Consider the following 22910-nt stretch of genomic DNA (forward strand, 5'->3'; position numbering starts at 1 on the left):
ATGAAACCGCCGTATACGGAACCGTACGTACGGTGGTGTGAGAGGTCGGGGGTTAGTCACCCCCTCCTACTCGATTGTAAAGGTTTTTTAAGTTCCTCACCCTGCGAGGAGTATGATATATTAATATAATAGAAAATTCAGTATAATCAGGGGTATTTGGATGAATAGACTTCTTAGGGTCCCGCTTCAAATTAAAATATTGGGCTTGGTCATTTCGCTTCTGTTGATCGTGATAGGACTGCTTACATGGATGTTTGCATACCGGGAATCAGAGGAAGACGTTGAGCAGGCGGAAGATCTCGCGATGCAGACGGCCAAGACACTTTCTTATATGCCGGTGATTCAGGATTCTTTTAAGAATGAGGAGCCTGTAGGGGATTTAAGTGCGGTCACGGAACAGATCCGGGACCAGGTGGATGCTTCTGCTGTCCTCATTGAAAACAGGGACGGACAGATATTTAGTTTTGTCGGACAATCGATTGGGAATGGTGATCCCGCCGACCGTTATCGGGCACTGGTATTCGGAAGTAATAATCTAATCCATACCGGGGACGGCGACGAAGAAGTGTTAAAGGGGATTGTCCCGGTTATGATCAGGTACGACAATTACAAAAAAGTCGAAGGCACCGTAACGGTGGAGTTTGATATGAAAACCATAAGGAATAAGATCGCGTATGAAATCCGAACCATGCTTGCTCTTTCAGGGGGAGTGCTGATCCTCGGGGTGTTTGGCAGTCTATTTTTGGCCAGAAGTATCCGAAGGGATACACTCGGTCTCGAACCCTATCAGATCAGTGCGCTCTTCAGAGAAAGAAATGCGGTTCTGGAATCTGTAAGGGAAGGGATTTTAGCCATAGACACACAAGGTGTGATTACGATGATGAATCAATCCGCCCGTGAATTACTGGACATTGATGAAAAGATCGAGGGCAAATTCGTGACCGATGTCATTTCTTCTCAAACGATGTCCGAAATGCTGGCTTCTTCTTTGCATAATTCCAACATCGAACTTCAATATAAGAAAAAAACGATGATTGTAAATGCCCAGCCTATCATTGAAAATAACCAAAAGGCAGGCACTGTGTTCAGCTTCAGGGACCGGACAGAAATTAAACAAATGGTCGATGCCCTTTCGGAAGTACAGCAATATTCGCAGGATTTAAGGGCTCAAACGCACGAATTCAAAAACAAACTCCATGTCCTTCTAGGGCTGCTTCAGCTGCACAAATATGATAAAGCCATTGCCTTCCTCACAGAGGAATCGGATCTCCAGGAGTATCATTCGACGATATTTTTTCAAAGTATCCTGGATGAGAAAGTTCAAGCCATTCTATTAGGGAAGATTGCAAAAGCATCAGAAAAGAAAATTGATTTCCAAATCGACGGTGAAAGTTCACTTTCCCCGCTCCCTGGATTCATCGGTCTTTCACCCCTTATCGTCATATTGGGTAACTTGATTGATAATGCATTCGAAGCGGTAATGGACCAAAAGATCAAAGTTGTTTCTTTTTTCGTTACCGACATTGGCAGCGATATCATCTTTGAAATTGCAGATAACGGAAAAGGGATATCTGAAGAAGAAGAAGCACGTATCCTGCTGAAAGGAATCTCATCAAAAGGCGACCACCGCGGTTATGGACTAGCCAACGTCGAGGAAGAACTGTCCCAGCTGGGAGGGACAATCGAATGGGATTCCAAAAAGGATAAAGGGACGGTTTTCACTGTCATCCTGCCGAAATCACACACAAAAGGGGAATAGGTATGATTAAAGTTGTCATTGCCGAAGATGACTTTCGGATTGCACAGATACATGAAGAATTCTTGGCGAAAAATGAGCAGCTGACATTAGTCGGCAAAGCGATGAATGCGAAAGATACATTGACTATTCTTGATGAACATCATGTTGACCTGCTATTACTTGATGTATACATGCCTGATCAGCTTGGCACTGAATTATTGCATAATATCCGATCCGAGTATCCCTGCGTAGATATCATTATGATCACAGCTGCAAAAGATAAAGCCTTTTTAGAAAAGGCACTTCGTTATGGTGTCGAACACTACTTGATCAAACCGGTAACATTGGAGAAATTCCAAGAAGCAATCACGTCCTATCTTCAGAAAAAAGCGGCGCTTGATTCTGCCGAAGAGGTCAATCAACAGGTCCTGGATCAATTTTTTGGCAGAGAAAAAAAGAAAGCTGCCGAAAAAAGGTACGATCTTCCGCCGGGCATCGACTATTTGACTCTTCATAAAGTGACAGCGATCCTGCAAGAGGAAAAAGAAGGGATCACCTCTGAAAGAGTCGGCGAAAAAATGGGGGCGTCCCGGACCACCGCCAGGAGATATCTCGAATATCTGGTTGGGATAAAGGATGCCACGGTCGAGCATGTCTACGGGATAGTCGGGCGTCCCGAAAGAAGATACCGAATCGGAAGTGAGAATGCAGTGAAATAGTTCCCGGGAAAAATAGTGTCTGCCACCTAGGCTAAAGTGATCACTTTAACCTAGGTGGCAGACTTCTTTATTTAAAGCTGAAGAAACCGGTGAACAAAATGAACAAAATCCCCATAAGTTTTTTAAAACATAATATTTTGGAAACGTTTACATAGACTCGTTCGGCAACTAGGATTAGATTAACGTATTTCACCTTTTTGACAGGGGATGTTTCTGGTGAGTACAAACAAGATAAAAGGGGTGCAGAAAAATATGAAAAGGTTTGGCTTCGTATTGATTATTTGTGTAATGGCATTGATGACAGCTTGTTCAAGCTCTGCTTCGGGTGACAAGGAATTTCCGTCGAAGAATATCGAAATCATCGCACCGGCTTCTCCGGGCGGAGGCTGGGATTTAACGGCGCGTTCTGTCCAGAAGGTTTTGCGTGACAACGACATTGTGGATAAAAACATCAATGTCATCAATAAACCGGGCGGAGGCGGAGAAGCGGGATGGAAATATCTCGAGAAGAAGGATGCCCACCATCTTGCAATCAATTCAAGTCTGGTACTGACAAATAAATTATTGGGACAAAGCGATCTATCACATGAACAATTCACTCCGATTGCCACATTGGCAACAGAATGGCAGGCACTCGCGGTTCCTGTTGATTCAAAATATGAAACCGCTTCTGAACTGCTGGATCAGATGAAGAAAGATCCAAAGTCTCTCAAAATCGGAGTAGGTCCGGGACTCGGGAACGATGACCACCTGTCAATTGTACAGGCAGCAAGCGAGAAGGGAATCGATCCCACTAAACTCGACTTTCTTGTCTATGAAGGCGGCGGCGACGTCGTGACGGCGCTGCTCGGAGGACATGTTGATGCAGTGACGACATCCCTTTCAGAAGTGAAAGAGCAGCACTTGGCAGGGAAGCTGAAGATCCTTGCGGTATCTTCTGAAGAAAGGCTGGAAGGACTGGATGAAGTTCCAACCTGGACGGAAGAAGGAGTGGACATGGTCTTCCCTCACTGGAGAGGCATCATGGGCCCTGGGGATATGACTGAAGAAGAAATCGCTTATTGGGATGAAAAAATCGGTGAAATGGTCAAAACGGATGAATGGAAGAAGATGCTTGAAAACAATGACTGGGATGATTTTTACAAAGACAGCAAAGAAACAAAGGAATTCATGAAGGAGCAGGAAAAATTATATTCAGACCTTGTGGAAAGTTCCGGGCTGAAAAATTAATCTGACGGACGGGTGGGAGACTGATGAGAGTCTCCCGCCGGTCTACTGTCATAGAGGAGGTTGAAATGCATGAGAGCAATCAAACTCGGGATGCCCATTTTTTTAATTCTATTAAGCTTCTTTTTTTTAATAGCATCCATCAATTTGCCAAAGGCCAATCTCGGGAATCCAAACGGGCCGCTCTATTTTCCGGTCGGATTAAGTGTATTCATGCTGGTATTCAGCGTGGTTTACTTATTTCAAGAGTGGAAGAATCTTGATGTTCATAATGAAGATATCAAACTTCTGCTGAAAGGGAGAACACCGAAATTGATTGCCCTGACTGTTTTATACGGAGCTGTTTATGCGTTCATGTTTGAACGGATCGGGTTCTTATTTTCTACTATTTTATTTTTGGGTGCTTTGTTATTTACGGTCAACGGTAAAAAATATGTTGTTAATGTGATAGTGGCTGTCAGCTTTTCTTTTCTATCATGGTATGCATTCAGCATTTTATTAGGAGTCAGTCTTCCATAGGAGGTGCACTAGATGGATTTTAGCAATTTTATGCAGGGGTTAACAACTGCGTTGGAACCAATAAATATTATGTGGGTTGTCATCGGAGGATTCCTGGGAACGATCGTCGGGATGCTCCCCGGCCTGGGACCGGCAACAGCCGTAGCCGTATTGATCCCGATTACATTTGGCATGGAGCCCGTCAGTGCAATCATCCTGATGGCTGCCATCTATTACGGGGCGATGTACGGGGGATCAAGGAGTTCGATTCTATTAAATACGCCGGGTGACGGTTCTGCGATTGCCGCAACTTTCGACGGTTATCCAATGGCTCAGAAGGGTCAGGCAGGACAGGCCATGGCCATATCGGCAGTCGCCTCTTTCATCGGGGGAATGATGGCCGTCATCGGGTTTATCTTCCTTGCCGAGCCGCTTGCAAGCTTTGCATTGAAATTCGGCCCGGCTGAATACTTTTTATTAATGCTGCTGACTCTTTCGGCGATTGTTGCCCTGTCAGTAGGAAAAATGGTGAAGGGGTTCATTGCCATGTTTCTTGGGCTGATGCTAAGTACGGTGGGCATTGATACGCAAAGCGGAGTCTATCGCTTCACTTTCGGGAGTTCACATTTAAGTGAAGGGATCGATTTTCTAATCGTGATCATCGGCGTATATGCAGTAGGGGAAGTCCTTTACAATTATTTGACGATCGATCAGGAGAAAAGAGAGAAAAAGAAAGTCGGGAAGATCTGGTTTACGAAAAAGCAGTGGAAACGTTCACTGTGGCCGATTCTCAGAAGCGGTCCGCTTGGATTTGTAATCGGTGTCCTTCCGGGAGCCGGGGGATCGATCGCATCGATGATCAGTTACTCGACAGAGAAGCAAATCTCCAAAAAACCTGAAGAATTCGGGAAAGGTGCAGTAGAAGGGCTTGCAGCTCCTGAATCTGCCAATAATGCGGCTTCTGTCGGTGCGATGATCCCGTTATTGACGATGGGGATACCGGGCTCGGGCACCACCGCTGTCATGCTCGGAGCACTTGTCATGCTGGGTATGAAGCCGGGACCTCTTTTGTTTGAAAATGATCCCAATACGGTTTGGACACTGATCAATAGTATGTTCATCGGGAATATAGCACTTGTGATTATTAATATTTTACTTGTCGGGCTGTTAGTGAAGATTTTGGATACACCTGCAAAAGTGTTGTATCCGGTCATTGTGATCCTTGCTTTTATCGGAACCTACACGCTCAGTTACAGTGCAGTGGATTTCTTCCTGCTGTTAGTTTTCGGAGTATTCGGTTTATTCCTGAAGGTCATGGATTTTCCGATTGCACCGCTTGTACTGGCATTGATTGTCGGGGCGGATATGGAACAGAATTTCAGGATGGCCGTGCTTTCGTCAAATGGAAGCCTCGGTATCTTCTTTGAAACGCCGATTGCCATCGGATTAGCTGTACTGACGCTGTTATCACTGTTTTATCCATTGCTGATCAAAGCGCTCAAAAAGAAAGGGAAGAATCCTATCGACCCTATCTCAAAAGACATGTAATGAAGAGGAGGAAAATTGATGCCTAAGGTTAAATCGTATGATGTAGTTGTTGTCGGAGCGGGGAACGCGGCCTTGTGTGCGGCCATTTCAGCCCGCGAAGAAGGGGCGGAGGTACTGGTCCTCGAAAAAGGTCCTGAACATAAGAGAGGCGGAAATTCATTTTTCACCGATGGGGCGATCAGAGTGGCCTATCATGATTTCGCCGATATCCGAAAGGTTGTAACGGATCTCTCTGATGAAGAGGCAGATTCGATCGTCATGCCCGATTACAATGAGGAAGATTATTATGATGATATCATGCGCGTAACAGAGGGAAAGAGCCAGCCGGAGCTTGCCAGACAACTGGTGGACCGATCGTTTGAAACGCTCGTTTGGATGAAGGGGCATGGAGTGAAATTTGAACTCAATTATGATAATCAATCATATGAAAAGGATGGCAAGCGTCATTTCTGGGGCGGTCTTCCTGTCAAGACGGAAAACAAAGGAATCGGTTTGATGAAGCAGCTTTTTTCACGTGCAGGTGAACTGGGGATCGATATTTGGTATGAGGCTGCTGCAGTGGAACTTGTAAAAGAAGGCGGAAAGATAAGCGGTGTGGTAGTACAGAAAGACGATGAACGACTTAGAGTAGATTCCTCCGGGGTCATTCTTGCATGCGGGAGTTTTGAAGCGAATAAAAAAATGCGGAGTGAACATATCGGAGAAGAATGGGAAGCGGCAATCGTCCGTGGAACCGAATATAACACCGGCGACGGAATAACAATGGCGGTTGCTGCCGGGGCAGAGACATTCGGGGAATATTCCGGATGCCATTCAATCGGAACGGATTATCAAGCACCGAAAGTCGGTGATTTCAACAAGCCAGGTGACATCTTCAAGAAACATTCCTATCCTCTCAGCATCATGTTGAATAAAGATGGAAAACGATTTGTAGATGAAGGGGCGGACTTCCGGAATTATACGTACGCCAAATACGGAAGGGAAATCCTGAAACAACCGGATCACGTCGCCTATCAGATTTACGACTCCCAAGTCCGGCCGCTGCTGAGGAAGGAATATGATCTTGAGGAAGCGACTTGTTATAAGGGTGAAACCCTGGAGGAGCTTGTTAATCAGCTTTCCGTCGATAAGGAGCAATTCCTGAAGACGATTGAGGAGTATAATGGAGCCGTTCAAGACGGGGAATACAATCCTACGGAGAAAGACGGCAAAAAAACAACGGGGCTTACTCCTGATAAGACGAACTGGGCGTTGAAGGTCGAGAAGGGTCCATTCTATGCTTTCCCGGTTACGTGCGGGATTACATTTTCTTTCGGCGGGCTGCGTGTCAATCCATCAGGAGAAGTGTTAAAGACGGATGATGAACCATTATCCGGCCTGTTCGCTGCAGGAGAAATGGTCGGCGGGATTTTTTATCACAATTACCCTGGGGGATCCGGGTTGATGTCTGGGGCAGTTTATGGAAAAGCAGCCGGCTCTTCGGCTGCCCGGTATGCCCTCGGTAATAAGCGGGATTCTACGATCATTCACTGATACCGATTGATAAAAGGAAAAAGTCACCCCATTGCCGGTGGCTTTTTCCTTTGAATGAAAGATGGGAGTAATCGTCATGAAAAAACAACTGTTACTGGTTATCACTTTCCTATTATATATTTTATTTTTTCTCCCTTTTTTTGATTGGGATGAAACATGGAAGGCTATCGCTGCACTCATCATCATTCAAATCCTCTGGATCGGCAAAGTCTTTCCGCTTGCGTTCAGCTCGCTGCTGCTCATACTGCTGATTTCGTTTCATTTTTTCAGTTATGAACAGACTTTGAGTTATTTCAGCTCGGGTATCGTTTGGCTCTTGTTTTCCACATTCATTATCTCAGCTGCATTCATCAAAACGGGTCTGGCAAGCAGGGTATCGCTCTTTATGTTAAAGATGTCGGGAGGATCGGGCAAAGCATTGATCTTCATCTCGTTTTTGCTCATGATCGTCCTGTCTGTACTGATACCGTCGAATGTAGGGAAAGGCAGCCTGTTATCATCTGTACTGGACAGCCTGCTGAAAAGTCTGCGCAAATTAGGGGATGTCCATTATCTGGGCAAGTCACTGTTTATCGGGGTAGCGTATCTAGCTGCCATTTCAGGGGCATTTGTTGCGACAGGGGCAAGTTCCACAATCTACGCTTTCGGGATCCTGAGCGATGTTTCGAGCGATTTGAATTATATAAAATGGTTCCTGACTTTTGGAATACCGGTGCTGCTTTTTATCGTGATACTGTGGGGGATATTCTTACTAATTTTTCCACCTGAGAAGATTGACCGAAAGCTGTTATTAGCATTGATCGAAGAAAGAATCAGTGAGCTTGGGCCCGTGAGCATCAACGAAAAAAAGATCATGTGTATAATCGGTGGAACCTTGATCCTGTGGATTGCACAGCCTCTGCATGGTTATTCCATTCCTCAGATCGGCCTGCTGGGCGCATGTATAACCTTGATCCCTTTTGCAGGAGTATGGAAATGGGAAGAAGCAAGGAAATCGATTGATTGGGATCTGATGCTCTTTTTCGCCTCTACTTTAATGGTATCCGGGATGCTGATCCATACAGGCACGATTGAATGGATGGCAGAAGGTTTGGACTCACTGCTGACAGGCCGCCAATCCTGGGTGATCATTCTCTTTCTCATTTTATGCACCAGTATCATTCGTATCGTCTTTGTCAATATCCTGGGGTTTTTGACCATCATGCTCCCCCTCAGCATTACGATTGGACATACAATCCCGGATTTATCACCCATGCAAATTGCCATGCCCGTGTTTCTGGCATGCGTCCCGGGCTTCTTTCTTGTCACCCAGTCCCCGGTCCATCTGATCAGCTACTCTTACGGTTATTTTACTGACAAGGATTTAATGCGGGCAGGATTTTGGTCATCCGCCGCCTGGATAGCCGTCATTATCTGCTCGGTGTTCTTTTACTGGTAAGAGAATTTCTTTTTTGCAAGGGAGGGGGAGGGAATGCCTGGTCTAATGAAAATCAGAACGATCATTAGAAGTGTTTTTATTTTGAATTCATGTACGGTTTTTTAATATTTTGATGAAACTAAAGGGGATTTCTGTGTGGAAATGTGAAAAGAGGGCTGTAAAGGATGGATAGGGGAGAGTTATCTATTGATTGAGTTGGTGAAGTGATACGGTGTGGGGTGTTTATAATCCGTTTTCAGGATTTATGATCCATTCTGAAAATATATGATCCGTTTTCCGGAAATATGATCCATTTCAGAAATATATGATCCATTTTCACATTTTATGAGCTAATAAGAATCATTCTAAAATATCTGTCCATGTTCATCATCACCACCTAAAAAGATACCGCAGGTTAACCAAATGCGGCTCACGGCTAACCTGCGGAAAACAAACTCCTAATAACCCTAAATGGATATTTTATTTTGTTTTAATTACCCCAGCCCTCTTACTTATTTAATCAACGCCCGATTCTTCCGATGTTCCTTTCTCAGAACAGCGGTGGTGAACAATCTTATTTCCTCTTCCGTTTCCGGGATCACTTTCGGCACCGGCTTCGGATTCCCGTCTTCATCCACCGCGACCATGGTGAGGAATGACTCTGTCGTCAAGGTTTTGATACCGGTCAATAGATTCGCAGAGAAGACTTTTACATATACCTCCATCGAAGTCCTTCCGGTGGAAGTCACAATCGCCTCGAGGCTGAGTGCGTCCCCGACAGTTGCGGATGACAGGAAATCGACCGAATCGATCGAAGCCGTGACCACGGCCGAGCTCGAATGCTTCATGGCTGACAGCGCAGCGATTTCATCGATAAATGCCAATACCTTTCCGCCGAAGATGGTCTGCATATGGTTCGTATCAGGCGGCAATACCAATTTTGTCTGGATCGTACGTGAATGATCAACTGGATAAGCTTGTTCCATCATTTTCAACTCCCTGTCCGTTTTGAATTAAAAAATGCATCTCCCATTATAAGAAGATGCAGCTATTCCAATCGGACGATCATGATCCAATGAGATCTTGTATGTCGTTCCATCTGGCGCAACACCCTCCTATCTCCCGTAGGAACTATGTGTTCTTCCCGATTGGCAGGTCTCCTGGCTCAGCTTCGCCGATTTCTTATCCCTTCCCGCTTCGAAAAGAAACAGTGGGCCTATATAAAAAATCTCAGCTTTACAGTGGCGGGACCGCGCTGGATTTCCACCAGCTTCCCTTTTAAGAAGAGAATGGACTCTCATCCCCTTCACCAACGGGCAATAATGAAATTGTGAACGCTATTATTCTATCATATTCGACATACCGGAATCTCTGATTCTGTCGATAAATTGAAGGAATTTAATAAATTCCCATTTTTATGAAACCTTCAGGGCAGCTGCCCCGTAGATAGTCATATAACCTATTAAAACGCGGTATCTTCCGCAGAAAAATAAACAGGGGGTAGGTAAGAATGGGTTCATTGACTGTCATTGGTATTATGATGTTCCTTATTCCGGTATTGATCGTAGCGGCCATTGTGGGGATCGGGTATTATTTCTGGATGCGATTCCGCTACCGCACGGCCAAGTCAAACCAGGCATTGATCATCACAGGACCGAAACTCGGGGATCCTGAAAAAGAAACAAATATTTTCACCGATCAGGAAGGGCGTTCTATGAAGATCATCAGGGGTGGAGGATATCGTCTGAGACGGTTCCAGACAAGTACGCCTGTCAATCTGACATCTTTCCAATTGAAATTGTCGACTCCGCGTGTGTACACGAACGGCGGGGTGCCGATCGTGGCGGATGCGGTCGCGATGGTCAAAGTGGCAGATACGTTGAACGGGATTGCCAACTATGCGGAGCAGTTCCTTGGCAAAAATCAAAAAGAGATCGAAGATGAAATCATTGAGGTATTAGGAAGTAATCTTCGTGCCATTTTATCAAAAATGACCGTTGAGGATATCAACAGCAACCGGGAGAAGTTTAACGCCGACGTCTCGGAGATCGCGCAGAAACAGCTGGATCTTATGGGCTTCAAAATTACTTCCCTCGGTTTGACGGATATCCGTGATGCTGATGAAGAAAATGGATACTTGAAGAACCTGGGACGCCCTCGTATTGCGGAGGTCCGCAAGCAGGCTGAGATTGCCGAGGCCAATACTGAGCGAGAAACACGTATTCACCGTGCCCAGACGGATCAGGAAGCGAAGGAAGAAGAGTATAAGCGACAAATCTCCATTGCTGAATCCAAGAAGGAAAAAGACATCAAGGATGCGGCATTCAAAGAAGAAACAGAACGTGCCCGCGCGAAATCAGAACAATCCTATGAGCTGGAAAAAGCAAAGCTTTCCAAAGAGGTAAAAGAAGAAGAATTGACGCTTCAGTTCCTTGAGCGCGAGCGAGCGGTCAAACTTGAAGCGGAAGAATCTAAAGTCCGCCAGACTAAAGCGGACGCCGAATATTATGAAACGACCCGTAAAGCGGAAGCTGAAGCCCGCAAAGCGGAAATCGACGGGGAAGCGAAAGCGAAGATCCGCCGTGAAGAAGGATCTGCCGAAGCAGATGTCATCAGACAGCGCGGTAAAGCAGAAGCAGAATCACGTAAACTGCTTGCTGAAGCAATGGAAAAACACGGTGACGTCATCATAACGGAAAAACTGATCGAAATGCTGCCAGTCTTTGCAGAGAAGATTGCACAGCCGTTGAACAACATCGATTCTGTTAAAATCATTGATTCCGGAAACGGGCAGGGTGTCCCGTCATTCGGCAGGAGCATCACGAAAACGATGCTCGATATGCAAGAACCTTTGAAAGAAATGACCGGGATCGATGTGGGTCAATTACTCCGTTCGTATGCGGACAGAAAACCTGAAAAACCATACCAACCCGTCATTTCCCAAACAGGGGAAAAAGAAAGTGCGGCAGCACAGAACACGGATGAAGAAGACAGGGAAGAAGTGCAAAATCAGGAAAAAGAATCACAGGAAGTGAAGTAAGAAAATGGGAGGCTGGGACAAAAGTGTTTTAGTCTAAGTAAAACCCGAACTAATTTGCACAAGATGACGCAAATTAGTTCGGGTTTTTAATTTGTTCAAAGTTGTATTTAGAGGTTAGCCCTTTCTAGCGGTTGATTGGAGTGCAAGACGAAGACTCCTGCGGGAAGAGTAGCTTATGTGAGACCCCGCAGGCTTGCCGAGGGAGGCTCACGGGCTACCCGCGGAAAGCGTAGTCTTGCACGGAAATCAATAGCGGTAAAAGAACCTATACTGATTTTTTTCGACTTTGTATGGTAGGTTATTAGTTTTATCTGTTTATAGAAGTATAACCTTGAATAAATAAAGGGATTGTCATCTACATTATATTTACAAGTTTAATACAAAGCTTGAACAAAACAGAAGGAGTGAAATGAATGAAGAAAATTTTCTCGATTTTTGTGACTGCCATTCTCATGCTGACATTTACTGGAGGCGCGTTTGCTGCCGGGAATGATGCGATGGTGCGCATCATCCATGCTTCACCAGATGCACCTGCTGTAGATGTTTATGTGGACGGTAAAGCAGTCGTTGAAGGAGCCGAGTTCAAAGCTGCGACAGAATACATGAACCTGCCTGCAGGGGAACATAAGGTAGAGATCTATGCGGCCGGAACAATGGGCAGCGAAGATCCAGTCATTTCCCAGTCCCTTACTGTTGAAGAAGGGATGGCTTACACAGTTGCTGCTGCCAACACAGTGGATAACCTGTAACTCGTTGTTGCGCAGGACTCAATGGAAGTCACAGAAGGAATGACGAAAGTTCGTGTCGGCCACCTTTCACCTGATGCACCTGCAGTTGATGTGGGACCGATCGTCGGAGACGCATTATTCAGCGGGGCTGAGTTCAAAGCCATTACAGATTACAAGGAACTTGATCCAGGTACGTATGACCTTGAAATCAGAACACCTGAGGGAGAACAGGTACTTGATCTTTCTGGAACCATGCTGGAAAAAAAATACGGTATACAGCTTATTTGCCATCAATACAGCTGATTCTTTGGAAGTCCTTGTACTGAAAGACTACACCCTGATGCCTGGAAGCATGCCTGAAACAGGAATGGGAGGAGCTGCTGAAGAATCTTCTTCTACTGCGCTTCCGATCGTCCTTGCCTCTGCAGTATTGGGCGGAGCTGCGCTGGTATTCGCTGTACGCAGGAAACTTGTAAAATAATGAAACCTCTATTATTCATCCTTTTGACGGCTCTTCTGGCAGCTTGTTCTGCCGAAGAGCCTCAACTGTCAAAAGGAACTAAAGAAACAGAAGTATATGCCGAACAACCAGTCCAGCAGGCCGTAATTGCGGCCGGCAATAAAGGGACGATTGCCCCCGCCCATGAGCAATCAGGCATTACACCATCCTCACTTTCCATCCCTGCCATTGACCTCGAAGCACCGGTGAAAGATTTCGGTCTCGATGAAAATGGGAATATGGAACTGCCTGAAAACGGGAAAGATGTGGCGTGGTTTGAACCGGGTGTACAGCCCGGCGAAGCAGGGAACGCCGTGTTGGCCGGTCACGTGGATAATGAAAAAGCACCGGCTGTCTTCTTCAAATTGAAGGAATTGGAAAAAGGCGATGAAATCCATCTTTATGATGAAGATGGAAAGCATCTCACATTTGTGGTAAAAGACAAAATCGCCTATCAAAAAGATGACGCGCCGCTCAGGAAAATCTTCGGGCCAAGCGATAAACGGATGCTCAATCTTATTACATGCACCGGTTATTTTGACCGGGATATCCACAATTATGTTGAAAGACTTGTCGTCTACACAGAACTCGCCGAACAGCAGAATGAATCATAAAGAGCTTTGTTCCAAGGTCCGCTTGGGAGGGAGCTCTTTCTGTGTTTTTTCCAAAATAATCCTTTACACCTTCGTTATTTCAATTACTATTAGAGTAGGGAGTTTTCTGGAAAAAAGATGTAGACGGAGGTAATTATGAAACTGAAAATCATTCATACAAATGATCTGCACAGTCATTTTGAAGCTTTCTCTAAGGCTGTATCACTGATCAAGCAGTTCAAGGACGACAATACATTGATCCTCGATGGAGGGGACTTCGCAGATTTTAAAAGCATCGAACTGCAGGGGACAATGGGGATGGCTGCACTTGAGCTCCTGGATTATACCGGTTATGATGCGTTGACAATCGGGAATAATGAGATGTTCAACGGAATCGACACACTTGAACATATGGCGTCGAACAGCCCGGTACCTTTCATCAGTAATAATCTCTTGAAAAGCTGCCGGACAAAGATCGATGGCGTAGTATCCAGCACCCTTCTCGAGAAGAAAGGTTTACGCATCCTCATCACAGGATCATCACCTGACATGGACGTGTTCAGTGATGGATTGGGTGTACATATGACCGACTATAATAATGCGATTAAAGCTGAAGTGGCGAAGCATGCGGGGAACTATGACCTGTGCATACTCCTCAATCACCTGGGGACGTTTGCGGATGATGAGCTTGTGACGGAATTGGAGGGTGTAGACATCATATTATCCGCCCACGATCATAAACTTTATCCTCAGGCAAAAGTGGTGAACGGAACAATCATGAATAGTGCGGGCTGCTATGGGGAGTATATCGGAGTCATCGAAATTGAAGTCAGCGATTGCGGTGTGGACCTCTTGCATTCGCAAAATTTAGCGACGAAAGATGCACACAGGGATGAAGGGGTGCTTTCTATTCTAAAGAGAAATAAAGAAAAAGCGATAGAGGTATTGAGCGAGCCGCTGTACACGATTGAAACCCCTCTTTGGCATGATGTTCTGGAAGAAAACCCACTTACTAATTTAATTGCAGACGGGGTCAGGGATATGCTTGATTGCGATATCGGCCTGATGAACAGCGGGATTGTGAATGCGGGGCTCTTCGGTTATGTATCGAATAAGAAATTGATTGAGGTCTGCCCTTCTCCTTTGAATCCGACTTCTTTCGAGGTCCAGGGAAAAGACTTGAAGGAGGCTATAGGACAATCACTTGATGCCGGTATATGCCTGCATGACGGCAAAGGACCAGGATTCAGAGGCAGATTTGTCGGCAGGCTGCATGTGTCGGGGGCGGAGGTTATACATGATGGGAAAAGGATCCAGGAAATCTTCATCGGAGGCGAATCTCTGAATGATGAAAAGTGGTACAGTGTTGCTTCTTCTGATTATCTCCAGCGGGGGTCCGGTTACCCGGCACTTGCAAACAATCGCGGCGAAAAATACTTAGCAGAAGAAATCAAGGATGTCATCCGGATTTATGCCGAAAAAAATGAATTCCTCACGAAGTCCCGTATCAGTCGCTGGAAAGAGAATGTGGATATGAAAGTATAAATGAAATTGCACAATGAATGAAGAAAGGAGGAGTGTCCTAGTGGAAACCTTTTTGATATTCGCTTTTTCCATTGCAGTTGGTTCACTTGGGGTTGCAATCAGTGCATTATCGATTGCAGGAAAACTAGATAAAAGGGTAAAAGAATTAGAGAAAAAATGATATGGCCATGAAAAGCGTCCAAAGCCCGGGGCGCTTTTCTTATTTCCTCAAACTGACAGGTTTTCAGCGAAAAAGCCGGGGGTATGAACTTATAGAGTATATCATTTTAACATTGAAGGAGAATCCAATATGATAAAACGCATCGGCTATACTGTTTGTTGGCTGATCGTCCTTACGATGATTGTACTTTTCGGTGCTGCGAGTTATTTTTATAACCTCGCTATCAACCGGAGTGATGAAGCAATCAAGTTGTATGGTACTGAGGAAGCAGTCAAAGCTGTCAGTGCACTTGAAGAAGAACAGGAGCGGCTTCAGGAGCTCACAAGCTGGACAGAAAGTCAGGATTTTGAAGAAGTTGAAATAGAAAGTGATGATGGTCTTACCCTTAGTGCCGTTTACTTGAAAAATGATGCCCCGATCGGCAAGACGGTGATATTGGCCCACGGCTATAAAGGGAATAACGAACAGCTTCCGGAAGTGACAAGGTATTATTATGATAAAGGATACGATATATTGAAGCCTGACGCCCGCGGCCATGGAAAGAGTGAAGGGGATTATATAGGCATGGGGTGGGATGACAGGAATGATATGCGAAAATGGATTGACTATCTCATAGAAGAGAAGAATGAAAAGGCCATTTTCCTTCACGGCTTTTCAATGGGAGCCTCGACCGTACTGATGACCAGCGGTGAAGATCTTCCGAATCAAGTGAAGGGAATCATTGCAGACAGCGGGTACACATCTGTAGAGGAAGAAATGGCTCATCAGCTGAAGCATCTTTACAATCTCCCGTCTTTCCCGCTGATTGACATCACGAGCAAGGTCACAGAAAGCAAGGCAGGATACTCATTCGATGAAGCATCAGCGCTTGATCAAGTGAAGAAAAAGAAGGATGACCTGCCTCTCTTTATCATCCATGGTGACAAGGATGAACTGGTGCCTTCGGAAATGGCCCAGCGTCTCTATGAGAATGCACCAGGCATGAAAGAGCTGTGGATCATCCCGGGTGTAGGACATACGCAGGGCTTTTTGGATGAGGGAGAAGAATACAAGCGCCGGCTGAATGGTTTCATCGAAGAAGCGATGAAACAATAATATGGGAGAAAAAGGACAAGGGCACGAAGCCCTTGTCCTTTTCCTATTTATCTTTATTCGGGTATCCGCTCGAGTCCGGTGATACCATTCCGCCGGCACCCGTGGAATTGACATCCGGCTCGGCGAAGTCAGGCTGGTTCGGCAGGGAAGAATGCATCTTATCAAAAGAAGAATCAGTATCCCCGCCTGCATCGAAAGAAACAACCTTTAACCCGGAATTTTCCAGGGATTTCTTTATTTTATTTTTTGCTTCATCTGCAGACAGCGAATCAGGGGAGTACTCCAGTTCAACCTTTATTGTATTCAACTTTGGTTCCTCCTTTTAAAAATGAATTAATGTCTTGTTTCCCTTTATGTTTTTTCCTAAACGTTACTGAGTTTAAAAATAAAAATGACTTCAGTTCTATTGAAAAATTCAGATAATTATGTATAATTGCATACATTATACATTTTGCCAAAGGAGGAGAATCGGATGACCGTTAAAGAGAAAGAGCTGCTTCATGAATTGAGAGAAGCCCTTAAAAGTCATCAAGTGACTACAAATGCAACTGTACTGGAACAACACGGAAAGGATGAATCCTATCACCATCCGTTCTCTCCTGATATTGTCGTATTCCCGGAGAATGCTGAAGAAGTAAGCAAAATTGTCAAATTGGCAGGGGCTTATAATACTCCCATTATACCCTTTGGATTGGGGACAAGCCTGGAGGGGCACGTCATTCCTTATGAAAAAGGAATCAGCATTGATTTTTCGCAAATGAACAAAATCCTAGATATAAGGGAAAAGGATTTCCTTGTCAGGGTGCAGCCTGGCGTGACCAGGTCGCAGCTTAACAAAGAATTAAAGAAATACGGGTTGTTTTTCTCAGTCGATCCCGGTGCGGATGCAACACTTGGGGGAATGGCTGCAACGAATGCGAGCGGGACCACATCGGTGAAATACGGTGTGATGAGAGATCAGGTCAGAAATCTGGAAGTGGTGCTTGCTTCCGGGGAGATCATCCATACGGGGAATCTTGCACAGAAATCATCATCAGGATATAACCTGAACCATTTATTCGTCGGGTCTGAAGGAACGCTTGGATGCTTTACGGAGTTGACATTGAGAGTATATGGAATACCTGAACATATTCTTGCTGCAAGGGCATCTTTCCCTCATATTGATGATGCAGTTGAAGCGGTTGTATCGATTCTTCAGGCCGGGATACCCGTTGCCAGGGTGGAGCTTGTCGATGATGCATCAATGAAGCAGGTGAACTTGTTCAGCGATACAGATTACATAGAGAAGCCGACCTTGTTTCTCGAGTTTCATGGAAACGAAGCAGGGCTGAAACAGGATGTGGCATTCATGGAGGAAATCGTTTCAGATCATGGATGCGAGGCGATCCATTTCGAGGAAGACCAGGCAGCCAGGAATAAATTGTGGGATGCAAGGCATAACCTTGCCTATGCCTATATCCACGGGAATCCCGGTAAGAAAATGATGGTCACCGATGTATGTGTGCCCATCTCGGAATTATCCGGCGCCATCAGGGCTGCACGTCAAAAACTGGATGAGCTGAAACTGACCGGAGGCATTCTTGGGCATGTCGGAGACGGCAATTATCATGCACTAGTGATGCTCGATTTAACCGATAGGGAAGAAGTTCAAAAAGCTGAAGTGTTCAATGAACAGATTGTGGAATATGCCCTTGAGAGAAACGGTACCTGCACCGGTGAACACGGGGTCGGGTCTGGTAAAATGAAATACCAGGAAAGAGAACACGGAGGGGCGCTTCAGGTGATGAAAAACATAAAGGATGCCCTTGATCCATCGGGACTCCTGAACCCAAATAAATTGATCCAGAAAGCGAAGGGGGAAGAAGAATGAAACTACTGGAAACCATCAGCAATCTTGCAGGAAAGTACTTCGCCGTCTGGGTCATCCTTGTCGCGGCAGTCGCATATTCAATCCCGAAGCCCTTTTTACCATTGGGCAGCTATATCACGATCCTTCTCGGAGTTGTCATGTTCGGCATGGGACTGACCTTGAAGCCGGTTGATTTCAAACTGGTCCTTCAAAAACCGCTTCCAGTCATCACCGGGGTACTTGCCCAGTTCATCATCATGCCGCTCGGTGCTTTCGTGATCGCGTATGTGATGGGTCTGCCGAATGAACTGGCAGCCGGCCTGGTGCTGCTGGGATCGGTGCCTGGCGGGACAGCGTCCAATGTCATGGTGTATCTGGCGAAAGGAAATCTGGCCTTGTCGGTTGCGATGACATCGCTCTCCACATTGCTGGCGCCGCTTGCCACCCCGCTTATTTTATTGGCACTGGCAGGGCAGTGGCTTCCGGTTGATCCCTATGCGATGTTCCTTTCAATCGTGCAGGTCATCATCATTCCGATTACGCTTGGACTGGTACTCAAAAAGGTTTTCCCGGGTACGGTGGAAAAAAGCCTGAATGTCATCCCGTTGATTTCGGTGGCAGCGATCATCATCATTGTATCGGCTGTTGTTTCGGCAAATGTCGGGAATATCGCCACTTCGGGAATGCTGGTATTCTCAGCAGTGATTCTTCATAATATCCTTGGGTTGGCACTTGGATATGGGACCGGGGTCATGTTGAAATTGGATGAAAGCAAGCGCCGGGCCATTTCAATCGAAGTGGGGATGCAGAATTCAGGTCTGGGAGTGGCGCTTGCGACAGCCCATTTCGGACCGCTCGCAGCACTTCCCAGTGTCATCGCTGCCGTCTGGCACAACATCTCCGGGCCGATCATTGCTACCTACTGGAGTAAGAAGACAGTAAACGAGGAAGAAACTCAAATGACGGATGAAGGTCATGAACCGCAAGCGTCTGTCAGATAAAAAAAGCGGCACCTGGACTAATCCCCGGGTGCCGCTTCCTGTTTAATATAAGGCTGTTTTCTAAAAGATTGTTGCTTTTCGTAAATAGTCCTGTTGCCTGAATAGTGCTTGAGGACGTGCTCTTTTCGAACTCAAACTTCAACAACCGACGGACGGACAAGCCGAAAATACCCAAGTTCCGGTATTTTCTTGTGAGTAAAGCAACAAAGTATGCGAAAAGAGCCTAATACAAGAAGAATAATAGAATAGTGGTAACTGCACCTACCCATATCGCTAGTAAGAAGCAATAGCCCATGATATGTCTAATATGAAGGCCTACGATGCTAAGGATAGGCAATGCCCAAAATGGTTGTATAAGATTTGTCCATGCGTCTCCCCATCCTACAGCCATGGCGATCGTTGCCGGGTCCACTCCCAGCTTCACGCCGGCCGGAACCTGGAGCGGTCCCTGCAGCGCCCATTGTCCGCCGCCCGATGGAGCCAGGATATTCACTATACCTGCCGACCAATAGGTAAATACATCAAATGTTTCTTTATTGGCAACCGAAGCCATCGCGTCGATGATTGCCTGACCCAGTCCTGAACTTGAAAGAACGGCTATAATGCCCGCATAGAAAGGGAACTGCAAAATAATCGGCGAAGTGGAACCCACTGCTTCCTTAAATGCATTTCCATACTGTCCGAGAGAACGATGCATGATGAGACCGAGTGAAAGGAATAATAGATTAATAATATTCAGGTCTAAATCTTTTCCATTGATAAATTCATTGACTACATAAATCAACCCGACCGCACCGGTGACAATGCCCAATATCGGGGTTTGCTCCAACTTCAGGGCAGGTGTATCAGCTTTTTGCAAAGACGCTTCACTTTTAGATGTGAATTCTTTTACTTGGTAAGGTTTTATATTTTTTTTAGGTGCCATCAGACAAATGACGATTGGCATGGTAATGAATAAAACGGCAAAAATGATAAGGGTGGAAGGATGAAAGATGGTTTGTGAAGTAGGTATGATTCCCATAATGTCAGCCAGGAAATGGTCTTGGGTTGCGACGGTCAATCCGATTGAGCTTGATAAGCCCGCAGTATAAAGAACGGTTGGAGAGTAGGCAGCTGCGACTAACAAAGGAAAATGTGCCTGCTGGTTCCGCTTCCCCACTTCCCGGACGAAAATCGCTCCGACAACAACGGCAAGCCCCCAGTTAATATAATAAGCTAAAGCTGAGACCACAAATGTAAGTACATAAGCTTTCGCCGGAGTATTGGCGAGGCCGGCGATGGATTCAAGCCCCCTTTTGACTACAGGGACAGCTGCCAGGACCATTCCCGTTAATAACAGGAGGACCATCTGCATAGTGAAAGCAAGGTATACCCAAAAACCGTCCCCAAATGATTTGAAAAGTGTGATCGGTTCCTGGGGATTCATCACAAACCCGGCTATGAAAACAAATAAAGTAAGGAGGACTGCAATGACAAAGGCATCTGGGAGGTAACGCTGTACAACCCTTGAAACTCGGTCTGCTATTGAAGATAACATCATAACAACTCCTTTCAGTAGTTGTTATTAATATATTTGTGCAGCTATGTTTTCATGTCCACATTCGTTGAACAAGGTGTGGGAAATAGTTGCATGAAATAAAAAACGCTGGCACGAAGGCCAGCGGAAACGTCTTACAAACAATCATTCTATTTCTTCAACAACAAATACATAAAATAAGGCGCCCCGATCAATGCAATCATGATGCCGGCAGGGATACCGTCCGGCTCCAGGATGTTCCTGCCGATCGTATCGGCAAGCATCAAGAGCCAGCCGCCCAGCAAAATGGCAACAGGGATGAACATTTGGGAGCGGGGGCCGACCAGAGCTTTTGCCATATGAGGAGCCATCAAGCCGATAAAAGCAATCCCTCCTGTAACCGATACTGCAGAAGCGGCCAGTGCCACGGCTACAATCAGCATAAGGAAACGTTCCCGGTTAACGGAGATCCCGACACCGATTGAGACAGGTTCACTCAGACCCAGAAGATTCAACATCTGAGACTTATAAAGTGTCAGCGGGATCAGAACGACAAGCCAAGGGACGATTGCCCAAATGAACGGCCAGTCGGTACCCCAGATGCTTCCTGCAAGCCACTTGGCAATGAAGTCCACTTTCTGACGCTCAGCGGCAGAAATCAGGATGATCATCAGTCCCGAGAAAGCCATCGAGAAACCGACCCCGACCAGCACAAGGCGCACAGGCTGGATGCCGTTTCGTTTACTGTAAGAAAACAAGTAGATCAAGCATGCTGTGAGCAGGGCTCCCACGAAAGCAACGATCGGCAGCAGATAGGCAAAAGAAGCGGCATCAATCGGGAAAAACAGAAAGAATACGGCAATTGATACTCCCGCCCCTGAATTGATGCCGATGATGCCCGGGTCTGCCAGGTTGTTACGGGTGATTCCCTGCAGGATCGAACCGGATAAGGCAAGGGCCATCCCCGCCAGTACGGTAATGATGATCCTTGGGAGCCTGATTGAAAACAGGATGAATTCTTCTTTTAAGCTTCCATTTCCAAACAGGACAGGAAGCAGACGGTCATAGGATACCGACGAGTAACCCAATCCGATACCGATAAAGGCAGTTAAAAGGATCAGGACAGAAAGCATTATAAGGAGCAGTCTTTGTTTTTTGATTAAATCTGGATGTATCATCAGAAACCTTTCCCTCCTTTATAGACGATGAACAGGAAGAAAGGCAGTCCCATTATTGCAACGATCGCCGCCACAGGGGTTTCATAAGGGGCATGAATGGTGCGCCCAAGCGTATCTGCCAGCAGCAGGAATGATGCCCCAAGCAGGGTGGAGACAGGGATGATGAATCGGTAATCCGTACCGGTGATCACGCGTACGATATGAGGGACCATCAGTCCGATGAACACCATATTCCCCACAAGTGCAACAGCCGCCCCCGCCAATATAATTATGACGATAAAAAGGATCGTCTTGATAAAAGCGGTCCGCTGTCCCAATCCCACGGCAACTTCTTCATTCAGGCTGAGAATGGTAAGCTGCCTCGACAGAATAATCGAAAGGATGATTCCTGCCGCTATGAACGGGCCAATCATCTTCAGCTGTCCCCATGTAGTCCCGATCAATCCTCCTGCAGTCCACATCGATACATCTTTTGAAAGCTTGAAGAACAGGCCGGTACCTTCAGCTATTGCGAATAAGAAAGCAGACACGGCTGCTCCTGCCAATACAATCCGAAGAGGCGAGAAGCCGCCTCTTTTCAAGGAACTGATCCCGAACACCATAAGGGCCCCGGCCCCGGCGCCGATAAAACAGGCGATCATGATCCCGAAGGAATGAACAGAAGGGATGAAGGCAAGGGTGACGGCCAGCGCCGCATTCGCCCCGGCTGTCAGTCCCAAGAGACCCGGGTCTGCAAGCGGATTTCGGGTCATTCCCTGCATGATGGCACCTGAAACCGAAAGGGCAGCACCGACAAAGATGGCAGCCACTGCACGGGGAAACCGGATTTCCTGAAGGATGGCTGTTTTTTCATTTTCGCTGAAAGAAAAGAGGGCGGACCACACATCTCTTATAGTTGTATCTGCTGCACCAAACACCACCGAAATGAGAAAGCAGGCGGAAAAAATCACCAATGAAACTATTAATTTTGTGATAAATGGAATATATCGCTGATTAGAAGTGGTCATTATTCATCATCATTTCTTT

The 22910-nt window shown here is 46.0% G+C and carries 21 protein-coding genes and 1 riboswitch; of the genes, 16 read left to right on the forward strand and 5 right to left on the reverse strand.

All coding sequences use genetic code 11. The features are described from left to right. The first annotated feature begins 160 nt into the window (after positions 1–160). From ACKA06_RS16540 to ACKA06_RS16570, 7 genes are all read left to right on the forward strand, one after another. On the forward strand, positions 161–1759 hold the full coding sequence (locus ACKA06_RS16540) for a sensor histidine kinase (RefSeq protein WP_214873711.1): 1599 nt from the start codon (positions 161–163) through the stop codon (positions 1757–1759). A gap of 2 nt (positions 1760–1761) precedes the next feature. After that, positions 1762–2457 carry a response regulator gene (locus ACKA06_RS16545; protein WP_198258558.1) on the forward strand — a complete coding sequence of 232 codons (696 nt, stop codon included), beginning with the start codon at positions 1762–1764 and terminating at the stop codon, positions 2455–2457. 252 nt (positions 2458–2709) lie between these two features. Then, positions 2710–3687 (forward strand): tripartite tricarboxylate transporter substrate binding protein, encoded by a 978-nt coding sequence (locus ACKA06_RS16550; protein ID WP_058298044.1) that lies wholly within the window; start codon positions 2710–2712, stop codon positions 3685–3687. A gap of 69 nt (positions 3688–3756) precedes the next feature. Beyond that, complete coding sequence (locus ACKA06_RS16555) at positions 3757–4203, forward strand: tripartite tricarboxylate transporter TctB family protein (RefSeq protein WP_214873712.1); 447 nt, start codon at positions 3757–3759, stop codon at positions 4201–4203. A 12-nt stretch (positions 4204–4215) separates the two neighbouring features. Then, the gene (locus tag ACKA06_RS16560; protein WP_411160205.1) at positions 4216–5730 is read left to right on the forward strand and encodes a tripartite tricarboxylate transporter permease; all 1515 of its coding nucleotides are present in this window, start codon (positions 4216–4218) and stop codon (positions 5728–5730) included. Between the two features lie 18 nt (positions 5731–5748). After that, positions 5749–7263, forward strand: coding sequence for an FAD-dependent tricarballylate dehydrogenase TcuA (gene tcuA / locus ACKA06_RS16565; protein WP_214873715.1), 1515 nt, complete (start codon positions 5749–5751; stop codon positions 7261–7263). 76 nt (positions 7264–7339) lie between these two features. Beyond that, entirely contained in the window at positions 7340–8701 is a 1362-nt protein-coding gene (locus tag ACKA06_RS16570) for an SLC13 family permease (RefSeq protein WP_198258555.1), read from the forward strand. A gap of 491 nt (positions 8702–9192) precedes the next feature. Here the strand turns inward: ACKA06_RS16570 and ACKA06_RS16575 are convergent, their stop codons facing one another. Beyond that, positions 9193–9666, reverse strand: a complete 474-nt coding sequence (locus tag ACKA06_RS16575; RefSeq protein WP_198258554.1) for an acyl-CoA thioesterase — start codon at positions 9664–9666, stop codon at positions 9193–9195. Positions 9667–9813: 147 nt separating this feature from the next. Continuing rightward, a riboswitch (cobalamin riboswitch) is annotated at positions 9814–10009 on the reverse strand. 181 nt (positions 10010–10190) lie between these two features. On the opposite strand from ACKA06_RS16575, the gene ACKA06_RS16580 reads away from it, so the two are divergent. The 7 genes from ACKA06_RS16580 to ACKA06_RS16610 all read left to right on the forward strand — a co-directional run bounded on the left by ACKA06_RS16580 (position 10191) and on the right by ACKA06_RS16610 (position 16340). Next, positions 10191–11720 carry a flotillin family protein gene (locus tag ACKA06_RS16580; protein WP_411160206.1) on the forward strand — a complete coding sequence of 510 codons (1530 nt, stop codon included), beginning with the start codon at positions 10191–10193 and terminating at the stop codon, positions 11718–11720. Positions 11721–12133: 413 nt separating this feature from the next. Further along, positions 12134–12469 (forward strand): DUF4397 domain-containing protein, encoded by a 336-nt coding sequence (locus ACKA06_RS16585; protein WP_411160207.1) that lies wholly within the window; start codon positions 12134–12136, stop codon positions 12467–12469. A gap of 39 nt (positions 12470–12508) precedes the next feature. After that, a complete protein-coding gene (locus ACKA06_RS16590; protein ID WP_411160208.1) occupies positions 12509–12751 on the forward strand; it encodes a DUF4397 domain-containing protein in 243 nt (80 codons plus the stop codon). Continuing rightward, the gene (locus tag ACKA06_RS16595; protein ID WP_411160209.1) at positions 12684–12929 is read left to right on the forward strand and encodes a hypothetical protein; all 246 of its coding nucleotides are present in this window, start codon (positions 12684–12686) and stop codon (positions 12927–12929) included. The genes ACKA06_RS16590 and ACKA06_RS16595 overlap by 68 nt, the downstream gene beginning before the upstream one ends. Beyond that, entirely contained in the window at positions 12929–13561 is a 633-nt protein-coding gene (locus ACKA06_RS16600) for a class F sortase (protein ID WP_032086263.1), read from the forward strand. The genes ACKA06_RS16595 and ACKA06_RS16600 overlap by 1 nt, the downstream gene beginning before the upstream one ends. A gap of 135 nt (positions 13562–13696) precedes the next feature. Next, a complete protein-coding gene (locus tag ACKA06_RS16605) occupies positions 13697–15085 on the forward strand; it encodes a bifunctional metallophosphatase/5'-nucleotidase (RefSeq protein ID WP_411160210.1) in 1389 nt (462 codons plus the stop codon). 289 nt (positions 15086–15374) lie between these two features. After that, complete coding sequence (locus ACKA06_RS16610; protein WP_032086265.1) at positions 15375–16340, forward strand: alpha/beta hydrolase; 966 nt, start codon at positions 15375–15377, stop codon at positions 16338–16340. 43 nt (positions 16341–16383) lie between these two features. On the opposite strand, the gene ACKA06_RS16615 is transcribed toward ACKA06_RS16610, so the two are convergent. Beyond that, entirely contained in the window at positions 16384–16647 is a 264-nt protein-coding gene (locus tag ACKA06_RS16615) for a hypothetical protein (protein WP_032086266.1), read from the reverse strand. Between the two features lie 165 nt (positions 16648–16812). On the opposite strand from ACKA06_RS16615, the gene ACKA06_RS16620 reads away from it, so the two are divergent. Together ACKA06_RS16620 and ACKA06_RS16625 are read left to right on the forward strand one after the other, a co-directional pair. Further along, positions 16813–18210: an FAD-binding oxidoreductase gene (locus tag ACKA06_RS16620; RefSeq protein ID WP_411160211.1), complete on the forward strand. Its 1398-nt coding sequence runs from the start codon at positions 16813–16815 to the stop codon at positions 18208–18210. Next, a complete protein-coding gene (locus tag ACKA06_RS16625) occupies positions 18207–19190 on the forward strand; it encodes a bile acid:sodium symporter family protein (protein ID WP_411160212.1) in 984 nt (327 codons plus the stop codon). The genes ACKA06_RS16620 and ACKA06_RS16625 overlap by 4 nt, the downstream gene beginning before the upstream one ends. Positions 19191–19413: 223 nt before the next feature. Here the strand turns inward: ACKA06_RS16625 and ACKA06_RS16630 are convergent, their stop codons facing one another. From ACKA06_RS16630 to ACKA06_RS16640, 3 genes are all read right to left on the reverse strand, one after another. Continuing rightward, entirely contained in the window at positions 19414–20727 is a 1314-nt protein-coding gene (locus tag ACKA06_RS16630; protein ID WP_411160213.1) for a short-chain fatty acid transporter, read from the reverse strand. Between the two features lie 149 nt (positions 20728–20876). Further along, positions 20877–21884: a FecCD family ABC transporter permease gene (locus tag ACKA06_RS16635; protein ID WP_411160214.1), complete on the reverse strand. Its 1008-nt coding sequence runs from the start codon at positions 21882–21884 to the stop codon at positions 20877–20879. Continuing rightward, the gene (locus ACKA06_RS16640) at positions 21884–22891 is read right to left on the reverse strand and encodes a FecCD family ABC transporter permease (RefSeq protein WP_411160215.1); all 1008 of its coding nucleotides are present in this window, start codon (positions 22889–22891) and stop codon (positions 21884–21886) included. The genes ACKA06_RS16635 and ACKA06_RS16640 overlap by 1 nt, the downstream gene beginning before the upstream one ends. Positions 22892–22910: the final 19 nt, after the last annotated feature.

It is taken from the genome of Rossellomorea oryzaecorticis (assembly GCF_045897515.1).
GTDB classification, from domain to species: Bacteria; Bacillota; Bacilli; order Bacillales; family Bacillaceae_B; genus Rossellomorea; species Rossellomorea enclensis.

What these genes read in the sequence shown, in the direction of transcription:
- ACKA06_RS16625 (WP_411160212.1), top strand. Translation starts at nt 18,207, where the DNA reads ATGAAACTACTGGAAACCATCAGCAATCTTGCAGGAAAGTACTTCGCC.
- ACKA06_RS16605 (WP_411160210.1), top strand. Translation starts at nt 13,697, where the DNA reads ATGAAACTGAAAATCATTCATACAAATGATCTGCACAGTCATTTTGAA.
- ACKA06_RS16600 (WP_032086263.1), top strand. Translation starts at nt 12,929, where the DNA reads ATGAAACCTCTATTATTCATCCTTTTGACGGCTCTTCTGGCAGCTTGT.
- ACKA06_RS16610 (WP_032086265.1), top strand. Translation starts at nt 15,375, where the DNA reads ATGATAAAACGCATCGGCTATACTGTTTGTTGGCTGATCGTCCTTACG.
- ACKA06_RS16580 (WP_411160206.1), top strand. Translation starts at nt 10,191, where the DNA reads ATGGGTTCATTGACTGTCATTGGTATTATGATGTTCCTTATTCCGGTA.
- ACKA06_RS16620 (WP_411160211.1), top strand. Translation starts at nt 16,813, where the DNA reads ATGACCGTTAAAGAGAAAGAGCTGCTTCATGAATTGAGAGAAGCCCTT.
- ACKA06_RS16540 (WP_214873711.1), top strand. Translation starts at nt 161, where the DNA reads ATGAATAGACTTCTTAGGGTCCCGCTTCAAATTAAAATATTGGGCTTG.
- ACKA06_RS16545 (WP_198258558.1), top strand. Translation starts at nt 1,762, where the DNA reads ATGATTAAAGTTGTCATTGCCGAAGATGACTTTCGGATTGCACAGATA.
- ACKA06_RS16575 (WP_198258554.1), bottom strand. Translation starts at nt 9,666, where the DNA reads ATGGAACAAGCTTATCCAGTTGATCATTCACGTACGATCCAGACAAAA.
- ACKA06_RS16555 (WP_214873712.1), top strand. Translation starts at nt 3,757, where the DNA reads ATGAGAGCAATCAAACTCGGGATGCCCATTTTTTTAATTCTATTAAGC.
- ACKA06_RS16560 (WP_411160205.1), top strand. Translation starts at nt 4,216, where the DNA reads ATGGATTTTAGCAATTTTATGCAGGGGTTAACAACTGCGTTGGAACCA.
- ACKA06_RS16570 (WP_198258555.1), top strand. Translation starts at nt 7,340, where the DNA reads ATGAAAAAACAACTGTTACTGGTTATCACTTTCCTATTATATATTTTA.
- ACKA06_RS16590 (WP_411160208.1), top strand. Translation starts at nt 12,509, where the DNA reads ATGACGAAAGTTCGTGTCGGCCACCTTTCACCTGATGCACCTGCAGTT.
- ACKA06_RS16550 (WP_058298044.1), top strand. Translation starts at nt 2,710, where the DNA reads ATGAAAAGGTTTGGCTTCGTATTGATTATTTGTGTAATGGCATTGATG.
- ACKA06_RS16635 (WP_411160214.1), bottom strand. Translation starts at nt 21,884, where the DNA reads ATGATACATCCAGATTTAATCAAAAAACAAAGACTGCTCCTTATAATG.
- ACKA06_RS16585 (WP_411160207.1), top strand. Translation starts at nt 12,134, where the DNA reads ATGAAGAAAATTTTCTCGATTTTTGTGACTGCCATTCTCATGCTGACA.
- tcuA (WP_214873715.1), top strand. Translation starts at nt 5,749, where the DNA reads ATGCCTAAGGTTAAATCGTATGATGTAGTTGTTGTCGGAGCGGGGAAC.
- ACKA06_RS16630 (WP_411160213.1), bottom strand. Translation starts at nt 20,727, where the DNA reads ATGTTATCTTCAATAGCAGACCGAGTTTCAAGGGTTGTACAGCGTTAC.
- ACKA06_RS16640 (WP_411160215.1), bottom strand. Translation starts at nt 22,891, where the DNA reads ATGACCACTTCTAATCAGCGATATATTCCATTTATCACAAAATTAATA.